The sequence below is a fragment of the Ornithinibacillus halophilus genome (assembly GCF_900129485.1).
Classification (GTDB): Bacteria; Bacillota; Bacilli; order Bacillales; family Amphibacillaceae; genus Ornithinibacillus; species Ornithinibacillus halophilus.
The window spans coordinates 93,275-108,015 of record NZ_FQVW01000003.1 but is presented as its reverse complement, the minus strand read 5'-3'; the positions used below and the strand labels follow the sequence as shown (position 1 = coordinate 108,015).

Sequence of the window (14,741 nt, the reverse complement as noted above, 5' to 3'; positions counted from 1 at the left end):
CTTGCATTTTACTTCATAAGTAATTATAATAAGTCTTGTCCTTAAATTTAATAAATGTCTGGTAGCGATAGCGAGAAGGTCACACCTGTTCCCATCCCGAACACAGAAGTTAAGCTTCTCAGCGCCGATGGTAGTTGGGGCTTTGCCCCTGCAAGAGTAGGACGTCGCCAGGCAAAACAATGTATAATCTAAAGTATACTTGATATAATACTTTTAGATTATACATCATTTATATATTCTGTTTTATATTCCACAGTAGCTCAGTGGTAGAGCAATCGGCTGTTAACCGATCGGTCGTAGGTTCGAATCCTACCTGTGGAGCCATTTTTTTGTTTATAAATATATTTTGCTTCCATAGCTCAGCCGGTAGAGCACCACCATGGTAAGGTGGGGGTCAGCGGTTCAAGTCCGCTTGGAAGCTCTTATTTTTTTAAAGGCTTGCATTTTGCAGGTCTTTTTCTTGTTTTAACATACTATATAATGTGAACCAATTTAATTATATATCTATATTAATTCTTGTTTTTTAAGTACTTTATAAATAAACACCAAGAGGACAAAAGAAATTAGACCAATTGAACATAGATTAATATAATACAAAATACCTTCTCCTAAAAAATTTAATGGTGTATTTGAAGTAGATGTACGAGCCAAGAAAAGAAAGTTAGCATTAAATAATGGATTTAAGACAAACCCGACAAGTGCTGCATATAGTAATAAGTAAATATAATTTCTCAGCATAATTCGCCAAGAAACATCAATTTGATTAACGCATAATAAGAAGATACATGCCCAAGAAAGAATTAAATGGTGAATAAAAAATTGCCAAAAACGAAAATGTGGGAATCCATGGAAGAGCTCGGGTGTAATTACTGCTAAGAGTGAAGGAACTATACCGATGAAAAAGACTAGTTGTATGAGTCTAGTATTTTGTGTAGATAGAGCGAAGAGAGTAATAATTCCAGCAATGCTACATAACTGAAAAGGGAGAAACTCTCTTTGGTTCCACATACCGTTAGCAAGCCCCCATATTTGATAACTGAATTCAGATAAAAATAAAATACTGAAAAAAAGCCACCGAATAAAGTAATTGGATTTAGACGTCAATTTCTTATTGAAGATAATTATTGTAATTGCACCAATAAAATAAAGTAGAATAATAAAGATATGTATAGGTCCTAGAAATTCAAATGAATTCTCGGCAGTATCTTCAAACCAATTTCCCATTTAACTCCCCCCTAAAATCTTCTTATGCTTCAAAACTCTGTACCAGTGGTGCTATATATTACAAAATAGACGCTTACTAGAAAGCTTGTAAGCGTCTATTTTAATGTTATATAAGCATATTAACTACTAGAATATGACTGTTTTAATAATTGTATGTTATCCACCAATAATATTGTACCCAGAATCAACATGTAGCACTTCTCCTGTAACTCCACGGGAAAGTTCACTCATGAAAAATAAGGTTGCATCCCCGACTTGATCCTGGTCAACATTTCGGCGTAAAGGAGCTTTTTCTTCAACAATTCCCATTTTTTCATTAAAACCAGAGACCCCTTTAGCTGCTAGAGTACGTATAGGACCTGCTGAAATTGCATTAACACGTATTCCATATTTCCCAACGTCTTCTGCTAAGTATTTCACGCTAGCTTCTAATGAAGCTTTGGCAACTCCCATTACATTATAATTAGGAATAACACGTTCTGCCCCTAGATAAGATTGAGTTACAATACTTCCACCTTCAGTCATAAGAGGTTTAGCAGCTTTCGTTACGGCTACTAATGAGAAAGCACTTATATCCTGAGCTAATAAGAATCCTTCACGAGAAGTATCTGCATACTCCCCCTTTAATTCATCTCTATTAGCAAAGGCAATTGCATGAACTAATCCATGAATAACTCCCACTTTATCTTTAATTTCTTCAAAAGCAGAAGTAATACTTTCATCATTTGATACGTCACATGAAACGATTAGATTAGCTTCAATATTATTTTTTTCAAGTAATTTAACTAGTTTTTTATAAGATCTTTCTTGTCTATTAGTAAAAATTAGATTAGCACCAGCATTATGAAGAGACTTTGTTACACCCCAGGCAATACTGCGTTCGTTTGCAACACCCATAACTACAATATTTTTACCTTCTAATAAACCCGCCATTTTGCACCTCCAAAATATTATCTTTATACATTATAACCTATCTTTTCATAAGTTGAAACTAGGAGTTAATACCAGGTACTACATTTGAGTTTACAGCACTAATAAATAAATTAATTTATTTAGTTAATTTGTACTATTCTAATTTATTTGTAAAATAAAGCAGGAATGTTTAAAAAGATGTAGAACTTATAAGATTAAGCCAAAATGAAACAATACCCGAACATCGGCCATTAAAACTCTAGTTATAAGTAGTTAATAAGGATAATAAGCTAGGATATGGGTTTTTTATGAAGGATATATTGGAAGGGGGCGTGAAATTTGCCAGAAACGATATTAGAACTAAACGAACTCCATACTCATTTCTTTACAGATAATGGAGAAATACCAGCAGTTGATGGAGTAAGTCTGTCTGTGAATAAAGGTGAAGTAGTAGGAATAGTTGGAGAATCAGGATGTGGAAAAAGCGTCACCTCATTATCTATTATGCAATTAATACCACAGCCACCTGGAAAAATAGTAAGTGGAGAGATAAATTTTAAAGGTGAAAATTTAGCAAACTCCTCTAATAAACGAATGAAACAAATAAGAGGAAATGAAATATCAATGATCTTTCAGGAGCCAATGACTTCGTTAGACCCTTTATTTACAATTGGAAATCAATTAAGAGAGGCTATTCAATTACATAATAAGATGTCTAAAAAGGAAGCCAGTGATAGAGCGCTTGATATGTTAGAAATGGTTGGAATACCAAGACCTAAGGAGGTTTTAAGTGAATATCCTCATCAGTTGTCAGGTGGAATGAGGCAACGTGTAATGATTGCCATGGCAATGTCCTGTGATCCTGAAATATTGATTGCAGATGAACCAACAACTGCTCTGGATGTAACTATTCAGGCGCAAATATTAGATTTAATGAAAAAATTAAATCAAGAAAAAGATACAGCGATAATGCTGATAACCCATGACTTGGGTGTAGTAGCTGAGATATGTGACAGGGTGGTCGTAATGTATTCAGGCCAAGTTGTAGAAGAAGGAACAACTAGAGAAATTTTAAAAGACCCGAAACATCCTTACTCACAAGGGTTAATAAAATCACTACCAAAAATTCATGAGCGAGAACAAAAACTATACTCCATTCCAGGTACTGTACCAAAGCCCAAGATGGGTGTAAAAGGATGCCGTTTTGCTCAAAGGTGTCCAATGGCTTTTGAACGGTGTTTTCAAGAAGACCCAGAGCTTTATCCCCTTGAGAATAATCGTCGTAGTCGGTGTTTCTTATATGATGATGCAAAGAGGGAGGTAACAGAAAATGCAAACGCCGATATTAGAAGTTAATGGCTTAAAAAAGTATTTTGACATCCGTGGGGGCGTGTTTGGGAGAAAAGTTGGAGAAGTAAAAGCTGTTGACGATGTCTCTTTTACCGTTATGGAAGGGGAGATACTAGGTATTGTTGGAGAATCAGGATGTGGTAAGTCAACTACAGGTAAATCGATTCTAAGACTTATTGAACCAACTGAAGGCAAGGTTAAGTTTCAAGATAAGGATATTACAGAACTAAGTGATGAAGAAATGAGACAGCTCAGGCGAAATATGCAAATTATTTTTCAGGACCCTTATGCATCTTTAAATCCAAGACATACCGTTGAAAAGATTATTAGTGAGCCATTACTAATACATGGATTAACTGATAAAAATGAACGGAAAAAACGAGTGACAGAACTTCTAGAAATTGTTGGATTAAGTGGCTATCACGCATCTAGGTACCCGCATCAATTTAGTGGGGGACAACGTCAAAGAGTTGGAATCGCTAGGGCTCTGGCAAATAATCCAAAATTATTAATTTGTGATGAACCTGTTTCTGCATTGGATGTATCGGTACAATCTCAAATTCTGAACTTAATGGAGGAACTGCGGGATGAATTTAATTTAACGTACGTTTTTATTGCGCACGACTTAAGTGTTGTAAAACACATTAGTGATAGGATAGGCGTTATGTATTTAGGGAGAATGGTTGAGTTAACGGAAAAGAACAAGCTGTATGATAATCCAAAACACCCTTATACAAAAGCTCTATTATCAGCAATACCATTACCAGACCCTGATATTGAAAAGGAGCGAATGATATTAGAAGGAGATGTACCAAGTCCTGCAAATCCACCTTCAGGATGCGCATTTCACACAAGGTGTCCACTAGCGATGGAGGTTTGTAAAGAAGTACGACCACAGTTTAATGAGATTGAGGATAATCACTTTGTTGCATGTCATTTGTATGAATAAGCATGTAGCAAAAGATTATATATATTTATAAAATAAGGGGGAAATAAAATGAAAATGAAGCTTTCATTTCTAGCTACTTTGCTAATAGCAATTATGCTAGTATTGGCAGCATGTGGCGATGACGATAATTCGTCAAATGATGGTACAAATGATAATGGATCAGACAACAATGATAATGAGCAAGACAATGCCTCAAATGATGGAGGAGAAGAGCAAGTATTAATTTTTGCACGTGGAGGCGACTCTGAAAGTCTTGATCCGGGAAGTACAACTGATGGAGAATCATCCAGAATTACGAGACAGGTATTAGAAAGTTTACTAGAGTTTGATAAAGAATCGTTTGAAGTGAAACCAGCATTAGCTAATGACTGGAAGGTTTCTGATGATGGCCTATCTTATACTTTCTATCTAGAAGAGGGAGTCACTTTCCATGATGGATCAGAATTTAATGCAGATGCTGTAAAAACTAACTTTGAGCGCTGGTCAGACCCTGATCATGAATATTCATTTAGTGATGATGGCTATGTCTATTCTATGTATGGAACAATGTTTGGTGGTTTCAAGGGAGATGATAGTCACGTAATTGATGAAATCAAAGTTGTTAATGATTATGAAATAGAATTTGTTCTTAAACGTCCATTAGGTTTCTTCTTACAAAATATGGCAATGACATATTTTGCAATTACTTCACCTCAAGCATTAGAAGAATATGGGGCGCAAATTAATGAGAATCCAGTGGGAACAGGACCATTTAAATTTGTAAGTTGGAGTAAAGACGATGCTATTGTTTTAGAGAAGTTTGAAGATTATCGAATTGATGGTCTACCTAAATTAGATAAAGTTGTATTTGAAGTAATTCCTGATAATGCTTCTCGTTTAATTTCGTTACGTTCAGGAGAAATCGATATTATGGATGGGCTAAATCCAGATGATGCTGCTGGAGTAGATGAGGAAGAAGGTCTTGAACTATATACCCGTGCAGAAAATAATTTTGGTTATGTAGGGTTCAATACTCAAAAAGCTCCACTTGACCAAGTAGAAGTTCGTCAGGCAATTAACCATGCAATTGATCGACAAGCGATTGCAGATGCATTGTATGCAGGGTATGCTGTTCCAGCTAAGAACCCACTGCCACCTAGTTACGCTGGTTATAACGATGACGTACCAGAATTCGAGTATGACGTAGAGAAGGCGAAGGATTTATTAGCAGAAGCAGGGTATGAGGATGGGTTAGAGATCGAGTTATGGACAATGCCTGTCGCTCGTCCATATATGCCGGACCCAGAAACTGTGGCAACAATTGTTCAAGCAAACCTTGCAGATGCTGGAATTGAAGTTAATATTGTTCGTGAGGAGTGGGCCCCTTACCTAGAAAAGACTTTAACTGGCGAACAGCAAATGTTTATGCTTGGCTGGTCTGGAACTAACGGTGACCCAGATTATTTCCTAAGCAGTTTGTTACATGGCAATAACGTGGGAAGTAGTAACCGTACGTTCTATGAAAACGAAGAAGTAGACAAATTGCTTGATGCTGCAAAAGTATCGGTTGACCAAGAAGAACGTGCAGACTTATATAGCCAAGCGCAAGCCTTAATTGCTGAAGATGCTCCAATGGTAACTTTAGTACACTCAACACCTGTATTAGCAACAACAAGCGCAGTTAAAAATTATGTGCCACATCCTTCTACAAGTGAATCATTAGCAGAAGTAGAATTAGAGTAGAATCCAAAAAGGGTAGTAGATATCTACTACCCTTTCATTTTACAGATAATGAAAGCCTTATATGAATAGAGGTGGAAAAATGTTTGCCTATACTATGCGACGTCTGTTAATGCTTATTCCGGTTTTAATTGGAATGACGTTAATTACCTTTTCTATTGTTCATTTAATTCCTGGCAATCCAGCTCAAGTAATTCTTGGTGAAACGGCAACTGCAGAGGCAATGCAAAACTTAGAGGAGAGCATGGGTCTAAATGAGCCATATGCAGTTCAGTATTTTATTTATGTACAAGACTTATTACAAGGTGATTTGGGGACGTCATTAAGGTCGAAAGCAGAAATTGCAAAAGAGATTTGGCCTTATATTGCAGCTACTTTTGAATTGACATTTTTTGCTATGTTGTTTGCTATTTTTATTGGAGTAAACGCTGGGATTATTAGTGCTTGGAAACAAAATTCATGGTTTGATTTTTTAGCGATGCTTTTTGCTCTTATCGGTGTATCAATGCCAGTGTTCTGGCTAGCACTCATGGAGCAATGGATATTTGCCCAAGAACTCAGTTGGTTCCCTGCAACTGGAAGGCAAGACAACCGAGATCCAATGGAGCCAATTACATATTTCTTTGTTATCGATTCTATCCTCCACATGGATTTTACTAGGGTTATAACAACTTTAAAACATTTAGTATTACCAAGTATTGCATTAGGGACAATACCGATGGCAATCATTGCAAGAATGACTCGTTCAAGTATGTTGGAAGTGATGAAGTCTGATTATATTCGAACGGTTAAAGCGAAAGGTTCTGGTCAGTTTCTTGTTATCTACAAACATGCTTTAAAAAATGCATTTATTCCTGTATTGACTGTAATTGGTTTACAGACGGGTGTCCTTTTAGGAGGAGCAATATTAACTGAGACTATATTTAGTTGGCCAGGTATAGGTTCCTATGTGTATCAAGCGATTAATTATCGAGATTATCCAGTGATTCAATCTGGTATTTTAGTGGTTGCTTTTATATTTGTCATTATTAATCTTGTTGTAGACTTAATGTATAAATTCATTGATCCAAGGATTAGTTATTAAGGAGGTGCTAAAAGTTGAATGTAGAGAAGAAGGAAAAAACTTCCGATCCATTGGAGGAAAATTCATCACAGAGTAGGTATATGAATGACGATGAAGATGTTAAACCTTTTTCACCATGGAAGGATGCATTTAAACAATTAAGGAGAAATCGCTTTGCTGTGGCAGGGTTTATCATCATTGTGTTTTTTATATTGCTCGGTATTTTTGCTCCATTATTAACTCCCTACCCATATGATAACGTTAATTTAGCTGATCGACTAGTAGCACCTTCAAGTGAGTATTGGCTTGGAACAGATGATGCAGGAAGGGATATTCTAACACGTATTGCGTATGGTGCAAGAATCTCCTTAATGGTAGGTTTTTTTGCTGTTACAGGTGCTCTTGTTTTCGGTACCTTATTAGGGGTAATAGCAGGCTATTATGGACGTTGGATTGATATGTTGATATCCCGAATTTTTGACATTTTACTCGCATTTCCTAGTATCTTACTAGCAATAGCTATTGTAGCTATCATTGGACCATCTTTAGAAAATGCTTTAATTGCAATTGCGATTATTAATATCCCTATCTTTGGAAGACTGGTGCGTTCTCGAGTTATTAGTCTTCGAGAAGAAGAGTATATTATGGCCGCCAGAGCCCAAGGAATGAAGAATGGTAGAATTTTAATACATCACATTTTACCAAACAGCGTAGCTCCAATTATTGTTCAGTCTACATTAAGCTTTGGTACGGCAATCTTAGAGGCAGCGGCTTTAGGATTCCTAGGTTTAGGAGCTGAACCACCTGATCCTGAGTGGGGAGCAATGTTGGCGGAAGCAAGAGGCTTTATTCAACTAGCACCATGGACTTTAATTGCTCCAGGAGTATCAATTATGTTGGTTGTTTTAGGTTTCAACCTAATTGGTGATGGATTAAGAGATGCGTTAGATCCTAAAATGAAAAATTAAGCAAGACATATGTCTAATGTAGTAGATGGGAAGGATGAGTCCTGTCTACTGCATTATATATTTTAAAGCGAAAACAATGCAAAATAAGTTCATTAGAATTCAGTTTTTATTGACAGAATTGATTGAATAAATTAAAATCTATTTTCGGTAAAATAATTTTGTTTTCCTCTTTACAAAGCGCGATAATCTGTATATAATAAAATTCGTTGATTGAAACAAGCCATTTAAAATCATGGCCCGTTGGTCAAGCGGTTAAGACACCGCCCTTTCACGGCGGTAACACGGGTTCGAATCCCGTACGGGTCACCACGGAGGATTAGCTCAGCTGGGAGAGCACTTGCCTTACAAGCAAGGGGTCACAGGTTCGAGCCCTGTATCCTCCACCATTTGCCGGCCTAGCTCAATTGGTAGAGCAACTGACTTGTAATCAGTAGGTTGGGGGTTCAAGTCCTCTGGCCGGCACCATTTTTTGTATAAAAATATATATTTGTAACAGACTAAATATGGAGGGGTAGCGAAGTGGCTAAACGCGGCGGACTGTAAATCCGCTCCCTCAGGGTTCGGCAGTTCGAATCTGCCCCCCTCCACCATTTGTTTGTTGGGCTATAGCCAAGCGGTAAGGCAACGGGTTTTGGTCCCGTGATTCCCAGGTTCGAATCCTGGTAGCCCAGCCATTTTTTTTGCCCTTTTTTAGAGTGAATTCATATATTTTGGGCAATATAAGAAGGGTTGAAAAACAAAATTAGTACCACTTCAATATAGGAGCCATTAGCTCAGTCGGTAGAGCATCTGACTTTTAATCAGAGGGTCGAAGGTTCGAATCCTTCATGGCTCATCAGTCAATAAAGGTTTTACAATAGCTGCATAATCCATTACAATAAACAAGGTTAGTCTTTTTTAGGGACAACCTTGTTTTATTTGCATTTTAAGGCTATTTTTAACATAATAGATTAAGTAAAACACTTATAATATTGATATAAATAATACAGTCTAAAATAATAATAATGTTTATGGGTAAAGGATGGTACAGTATGGAATCTTCTAGAATCCCTGGCTTTTATAATAAGACGGTTGAAGAACGTCGAGAGCTATTAACAAAATTACACTCATTCACAGAAGAAGAATTAGAACATTTAAATTCAAAAGAAGCTTTGCCGGTAGAAACTGCTGATAAAATGATTGAGAATGTTATCGGGACTTTTCCGTTACCGTTAGGGCTTGGTTTAAACTTCCTAATTAATGATAAGGAATATGTAGTACCTATGGCAATTGAGGAACCATCAGTTGTGGCTTCTGCTAGTTATATCGCTAAGATTGTGCGTGAAGCTGGTGGTTTTAAAACAGAGGCAACGGAGCGTCTTATGATAGGGCAAATCCAAGTAGTAGGTTGTTCAGATTTTCAGGCTGCTAAACAAACCTTATTAAATGAAAAGGATAAATTAATTGTTGCAGCTAATGATGCATATCCTAGTATGAAAGCTAGGGGTGGTGGAGCTGAAGATTTAGATGTACGCATCCTTAATGAAGATTCCAATTCAACTTATGGAAAAATGCTTGTAATGCATTTATATATAAATACATGTGATGCAATGGGTGCTAATGTTATTAATACAATGGTAGAATCAATAGCGCCAATTGTTGAAGACCTCACAGGTGGGAAGGTCTATTTGAGAATCCTTTCCAATTATGCAGATCGTTGTCTAGCGAAAGCTAAATGTGTGATACCTCCTAACCTTTTAGAAAGTGAAGGATTTACTGGAGAAGAAGTACGTGATGGGGTTGTCCATGCATATGAATTTGCTGCATCTGATCCTTATCGTGCGGTAACTCATAATAAAGGAATTATGAATGGTATTGACCCTATTGTAATAGCTACCGGAAATGACTGGAGAGCTGTAGAGGCAGGGGCACATGCCTATGCATCAAGATATGGTCATTATGGATCGATGACAACATGGTCAGTAGATAATGATGGAAATTTAGTAGGTGAACTCGAATTGCCTATGACAGTAGGGATTGTAGGTGGTTCAATTCGTGTGCATCCAATTTCTAAAATTGCTCATAGTATATTAAATGTAGAATCAGCTCAAGAGTTAGCTCAAGTAATAGTTGCAGTCGGCCTAGCACAGAATCTAGGTGCATTAAAAGCACTCGTTACGGATGGAATCCAAAAAGGACATATGGCATTACATTCACGCTCTGTTGCTATTGCGGCTGGAGCTACTGGGGAGATGATTGATATTATAGCTGAAAAGTTAGTAAGTGAAAAAGAAATCCGTGTTGGTAAAGCTAAAGAATTGGTGGAACAGTTAACAAAATGAGTATTGAAAAGGTAACTACAACAACTGAACAAACTGCAACAGGAATTGCGCATAGTAAATTAATTCTTATTGGGGAGCATGCAGTTGTACACGGGCAACCTGCAATCGCTATTCCATTTCCGTTAGTTGGTGTTGAGTCTACCATCGAGGAGATTAAAGGTCCGATTATGTTTGATAGTACGTTCTATCAAGGACCAATGAATTCTGCGCCAATTACATTAGAAGGAATAATTAACAGTATTGAGGCTACAATTGAGCATTTACAATTACCAAAAAACAATTTGTTAATACGTGTAACTTCATCTATCCCACCTGGTAAAGGGTTGGGCTCTAGTGCTTCTGTTGCAATTGCTGTTATTCGTTCGTTGTTTGCGTATGCAAATGTTAGTTATACAGAAGAAGAATTACTCCACTTTGCTAATATTGCGGAGACATTTGCGCACGGGCAGCCAAGTGGGATTGATACGTTAACAATTACTTCAGAGTCTCCAGTTTGGTTTGAGAAGGACCAGTCCATTCAATATATAAAGCCGGGTTCTGATTTTCATTTTATTGTTGCAGATTCTGGAAGAATAGGTGATACTCGTTCAGCAGTTGAATCAGTTGCTCATTTATTGAGGAAAGCACCTGAAAAAATACAAAGAAAAATTAATCGTATTGGCGATTTAACACATCATGCAAAACATGCCTTAGAAAAGGCTGGAAAAAACTTTCTAGGACAAATATTAAATGAGGCGCAGAAAGAATTAGAAGCACTTGGAGTAAGTGATGCAGGATTAAATAAACTCATTGACCTTGCACGTGAAGAAGGTGCTTTAGGAGCAAAACTAACAGGTGGCGGTAATGGAGGGTGTATTATCGCGTTAGCGGAGAATGAAGTACATTCCAGACAGCTGGCTGAAAAATTAAAAAAATTTGGTGCGCACGCTGTTTGGCCTTTTGTCCTTAGAAAACAGAATTAATGAATAGATATGAGGGATTTTGATGAAGGCAACAGCGAAGGCACATACAAATATTGCTTTAATAAAATATTGGGGTAAACGTAATGAAGACATTATCTTACCTACTAATAATAGTTTATCTTTAACATTAGATGGGTTCTACACTACAACAAAAGTTGAGTTCCGAGATGATTTAAAGCGCGATCTCTTTTACCTAAATGATCAAGTGGTTGAAGGTGTCCAATATCAAAGGGTGACAAAATTTCTAGATCTTGTTCGGGGTTATGCTCAAAACAGCACAATGTATGCTGAAGTACATTCCTTTAATGAAGTTCCAACAGCAGCAGGTTTCGCGTCATCTGCTTCTGGATTCGCAGCATTAGCAGCAGCTGCATCTCGTGCGCTTGGTCTCGATTTATCAAACCAAGAATTATCTAAGATAACAAGACAAGGATCTGGTTCTGCTTGTCGTTCTATATATGGTGGCTTTGCAGAGTGGCAAAAAGGGATAGAACTTGATGGATCTGATTCCTATGCTGTTCCAATTGCTTCGCAAGACCACTGGGATATTCGTGTTGCAGCAGTAGTTCTTTCTGCAACGGAAAAGAAAGTATCAAGCCGTGATGGTATGCGTCGTACTGTTGAGTCATCACCATTTTTTAAAGGGTGGGTCGATAGTATTCCTGAAGACTTGGATCAAATAAAAAAAGGTATTATGGAGAAAGACTTCGAACGTGTGGGAGAAATTGCAGAGGCTAATTGCCTAAAGATGCATGCAACAACACTAGGGGCTAAACCACCATTTACGTATTGGCATGATACAACACTTAGTGTTATGCAAACAGTACAAAAAATGAGAGAAGAAGGAATCCCTGCATACTTTACAATCGATGCTGGTCCGAATGTAAAAGTGCTTTATCAACCAGAAAACGAAGAAAAAGTGCAGGAAACCCTTCGCAATATACCTGGTGTAACAGATGTTATACTAAGTCGTGTAGGGCAAGGAGTAACTTACCTGTAGGGGATGAATGCTTTGGGCAATAAACCAATTATTATAAAAGTACCTGGAAAGTTAATGGTTGCAGGTGAATTTGCGGTTTTAGAGCCACATCAAAAACTTGCTGTAATGGCAGTAGACCGTTTTGTTTATGCTACTTTGCAACCTAGTAATACAAACCAGTTAACATTAGAAAACTTTGATTTAAATAATCTACATTGGGATTTTAACAATCAAGAGGTCAATGTAGAAACCGATGATTCAAAGGTTTTATTTGTACAAAATGCAATGACAGTTGCTTTAACTTATCTTGAGGAACAATCAATTCCTACACACCCCTTTCATTTATCAATAAAAAGTGAGTTAGATGATGGGGCCGGTAAAAAATATGGACTAGGTTCAAGTGCTGCAGTTGTAACAGCAGTGATTTCCTCAATTTTACATGCGTTTTATCCAGAAAAGGCAATTCCTAAGTTGATTTTCAAACTTGCTTCTATTACTCATGTAAAAACACAAGGGAATGGCTCTGGAGCGGATGTGGCTGCTTCTTCATATGGTGGCTTTTTAGAGTATTCCTCATTTCAGGCTGAATGGCTTGCTAAAAATTATCAAGAATTAGGAAGTTTACGGGAATTACTTCAACGTGATTGGAAGTACTTATCGATAAAACCAGTGTCGTTGCCACAAGAAATATATGTGTGTATAGGGTGGACAGGGTCTCCTGCCTCCACTGGTAGATTAGTTGATGAAGTTCTTGAATTAAAGAGACATAATCCACAAAGATTCCAACAATTCCTTGATCAAAGTGAAGAGGCCGTTCAGAACATTTTAATGGGAATGAGGGAAAATAGTCTAAAAAAACTATTTTTAGGAGTTAAGCAAAATCGTAGAGCACTACGAGAAGTTGGTGACGCTGCTAATGTGGAGATAGAAACCCAACTGTTAGGGAATTTATGTGACATTGCTGAGCAACTTGGAGGAGCAGCAAAACCGTCTGGAGCTGGTGGAGGAGACTGCGGTATTGCTTTTATGCCAACAAAAGCAAAAGCGAGTGAATTGTTAAAGTCTTGGGAAGCAGCCGGAATAACACCTTTAGATATTCAGCCTACATCATATGGTGCTAGCTTATTAAAGTAATCAGGTATGTAGAATACCTGATTTTTCAATTTGTTAAACGGATAACAAATCTCCTGTTAGAGAAAGTGGCTATTTTTAATTATTGGAGGAAACAATAAGTATATCGTAGTGGTAATCAAACCAATAGAACGAGCTTTTCTACAGTGGGATAAATGTATATAATTGTAATGTTAGTTGAGTAGTTATAAATTTAACCGAAAATAACTATGGAGGTGGCAACGAATGAATAAAAAGATTTCAATGATAGGTGTGCCAATGGATTTAGGACAGAGTCGACGAGGCGTTGATATGGGGCCAAGTGCGATACGCTATGCAGGTGCGATTGAAAAGTTACAGGAGTTAGATTATCAGATACATGATTTAGGAGATATACCAATTAATCGTCCAGATCAAAGAGAGAACTTAAATAATGGAACTAACCTAAAGAATTTAGATCAAGTAATTGAGGGTAATGCATTGCTTGCTGATAAAGTTGATAAAGAGATTGAAAATGGTGCTTTCCCACTCATTTTAGGTGGAGACCATAGTATTGCAATTGGAAGTCTAGCTGGAATATCCAAGCATTATGATAATCTAGGTGTAATTTGGTATGATGCTCATGGTGATTTAAACACAGGAGATACGTCTCCTTCTGGGAATATTCACGGCATGCCATTAGCGGTTAGTCTTGGACTAGGTGATGAACGGTTAACCAACATCCTTGGGTATGCACCGAAAATTAAGCCTGAGAATATTGTTATTGTAGGTGCTCGTTCATTAGATCCTGGAGAAAGAGAGTTAATACAAAACAAAGGTATTAGAGTTTATACCATGCATGAAGTTGATCGCATGGGTATGTCAAACGTAATTGAAGAAACAATTTCTTATTTAAAGGAAAAAACAGATGGTGTTCATTTAAGTCTAGATTTGGATGCACTGGATCCTGTTGAAGCACCTGGAGTGGGCACGCCAGTGTTAGGAGGACTAACTTATCGAGAAAGTCACTTAGCGATGGAGATGCTTGCTGACTCAGAATTGATCACATCTGCTGAATTTGTAGAAGTAAATCCAATACTTGATGAGAAGAATAAAACAGGAGAAATGGCTGTTGGACTTATGGGATCCTTATTTGGTGAAAAACTTAAGTAACTTTTACATAAAAAGAGGCCACCCGAAAGTAG

12 protein-coding genes, 8 tRNA genes and 1 rRNA gene are annotated in these 14,741 nt (G+C 37.3%); 19 read left to right on the top strand and 2 right to left on the bottom strand.

The features are described 5' to 3' along the window. Nucleotides 1-57 precede the first annotated feature (57 nt). From rrf to BUB12_RS03795, 3 genes are all read left to right on the top strand, one after another. Nucleotides 58-173: ribosomal RNA gene (gene rrf, locus BUB12_RS03805) — 5S ribosomal RNA — on the top strand. Nucleotides 174-249: 76 nt separating this feature from the next. Then, nucleotides 250-324 (top strand) — tRNA-Asn (locus BUB12_RS03800). Nucleotides 325-348: 24 nt separating this feature from the next. Beyond that, nucleotides 349-421 (top strand) — tRNA-Thr (locus tag BUB12_RS03795). Between the two features lie 83 nt (nt 422-504). Here BUB12_RS03795 and BUB12_RS03790 read toward each other — a convergent pair. Then, nucleotides 505-1,224 carry a YwaF family protein gene (locus BUB12_RS03790; RefSeq protein ID WP_072888195.1) on the bottom strand — a complete coding sequence of 240 codons (720 nt, stop codon included), beginning with the start codon at nt 1,222-1,224 and terminating at the stop codon, nt 505-507. A 156-nt stretch (nt 1,225-1,380) separates the two neighbouring features. Continuing rightward, nucleotides 1,381-2,157: an enoyl-ACP reductase FabI gene (fabI, locus tag BUB12_RS03785; protein WP_072888193.1), complete on the bottom strand. Its 777-nt coding sequence runs from the start codon at nt 2,155-2,157 to the stop codon at nt 1,381-1,383. A 318-nt stretch (nt 2,158-2,475) separates the two neighbouring features. On the opposite strand from fabI, the gene BUB12_RS03780 reads away from it, so the two are divergent. From BUB12_RS03780 to rocF, 16 genes are all read left to right on the top strand, one after another. Then, on the top strand, nt 2,476-3,492 hold the full coding sequence (locus BUB12_RS03780) for an ABC transporter ATP-binding protein (protein WP_072888191.1): 1,017 nt from the start codon (nt 2,476-2,478) through the stop codon (nt 3,490-3,492). Continuing rightward, on the top strand, nt 3,467-4,435 hold the full coding sequence (locus BUB12_RS03775) for an ABC transporter ATP-binding protein (protein WP_072888189.1): 969 nt from the start codon (nt 3,467-3,469) through the stop codon (nt 4,433-4,435). The genes BUB12_RS03780 and BUB12_RS03775 overlap by 26 nt, the downstream gene beginning before the upstream one ends. A 48-nt stretch (nt 4,436-4,483) precedes the next feature. Beyond that, nucleotides 4,484-6,157, top strand: coding sequence for an ABC transporter substrate-binding protein (locus BUB12_RS03770; protein ID WP_072888187.1), 1,674 nt, complete (start codon nt 4,484-4,486; stop codon nt 6,155-6,157). A 79-nt stretch (nt 6,158-6,236) separates the two neighbouring features. Further along, nucleotides 6,237-7,238, top strand: a complete 1,002-nt coding sequence (locus tag BUB12_RS03765; protein ID WP_072888186.1) for an ABC transporter permease — start codon at nt 6,237-6,239, stop codon at nt 7,236-7,238. Nucleotides 7,239-7,318: 80 nt separating this feature from the next. After that, nucleotides 7,319-8,185 (top strand): ABC transporter permease, encoded by an 867-nt coding sequence (locus tag BUB12_RS03760; protein WP_072888201.1) that lies wholly within the window; start codon nt 7,319-7,321, stop codon nt 8,183-8,185. A 234-nt stretch (nt 8,186-8,419) separates the two neighbouring features. Then, nucleotides 8,420-8,494, top strand: a tRNA-Glu gene (locus BUB12_RS03755). A gap of 1 nt (nt 8,495) precedes the next feature. Next, nucleotides 8,496-8,571: transfer RNA gene (locus BUB12_RS03750), tRNA-Val, on the top strand. 3 nt (nt 8,572-8,574) lie between these two features. Next, nucleotides 8,575-8,650, top strand: a tRNA-Thr gene (locus tag BUB12_RS03745). A 40-nt stretch (nt 8,651-8,690) separates the two neighbouring features. Then, nucleotides 8,691-8,775, top strand: a tRNA-Tyr gene (locus tag BUB12_RS03740). Between the two features lie 9 nt (nt 8,776-8,784). Beyond that, nucleotides 8,785-8,859, top strand: a tRNA-Gln gene (locus BUB12_RS03735). An 88-nt stretch (nt 8,860-8,947) separates the two neighbouring features. Then, a tRNA-Lys gene (locus tag BUB12_RS03730) sits at nt 8,948-9,020 on the top strand. Nucleotides 9,021-9,216: 196 nt separating this feature from the next. Beyond that, nucleotides 9,217-10,506 carry a hydroxymethylglutaryl-CoA reductase, degradative gene (locus BUB12_RS03725; RefSeq protein ID WP_072888174.1) on the top strand — a complete coding sequence of 430 codons (1,290 nt, stop codon included), beginning with the start codon at nt 9,217-9,219 and terminating at the stop codon, nt 10,504-10,506. Continuing rightward, nucleotides 10,503-11,468 (top strand): mevalonate kinase, encoded by a 966-nt coding sequence (mvk, locus tag BUB12_RS03720; RefSeq protein ID WP_072888172.1) that lies wholly within the window; start codon nt 10,503-10,505, stop codon nt 11,466-11,468. Before BUB12_RS03725 ends, mvk begins: the two co-directional genes overlap by 4 nt. 22 nt (nt 11,469-11,490) lie before the next feature. Continuing rightward, entirely contained in the window at nt 11,491-12,468 is a 978-nt protein-coding gene (mvaD, locus tag BUB12_RS03715) for a diphosphomevalonate decarboxylase (RefSeq protein ID WP_072888170.1), read from the top strand. A 12-nt stretch (nt 12,469-12,480) separates the two neighbouring features. Beyond that, on the top strand, nt 12,481-13,581 hold the full coding sequence (locus BUB12_RS03710; RefSeq protein WP_084063210.1) for a phosphomevalonate kinase: 1,101 nt from the start codon (nt 12,481-12,483) through the stop codon (nt 13,579-13,581). Nucleotides 13,582-13,803: 222 nt separating this feature from the next. Continuing rightward, complete coding sequence (gene rocF / locus BUB12_RS03705; RefSeq protein ID WP_072888166.1) at nt 13,804-14,709, top strand: arginase; 906 nt, start codon at nt 13,804-13,806, stop codon at nt 14,707-14,709. Nucleotides 14,710-14,741 lie beyond the last annotated feature (32 nt).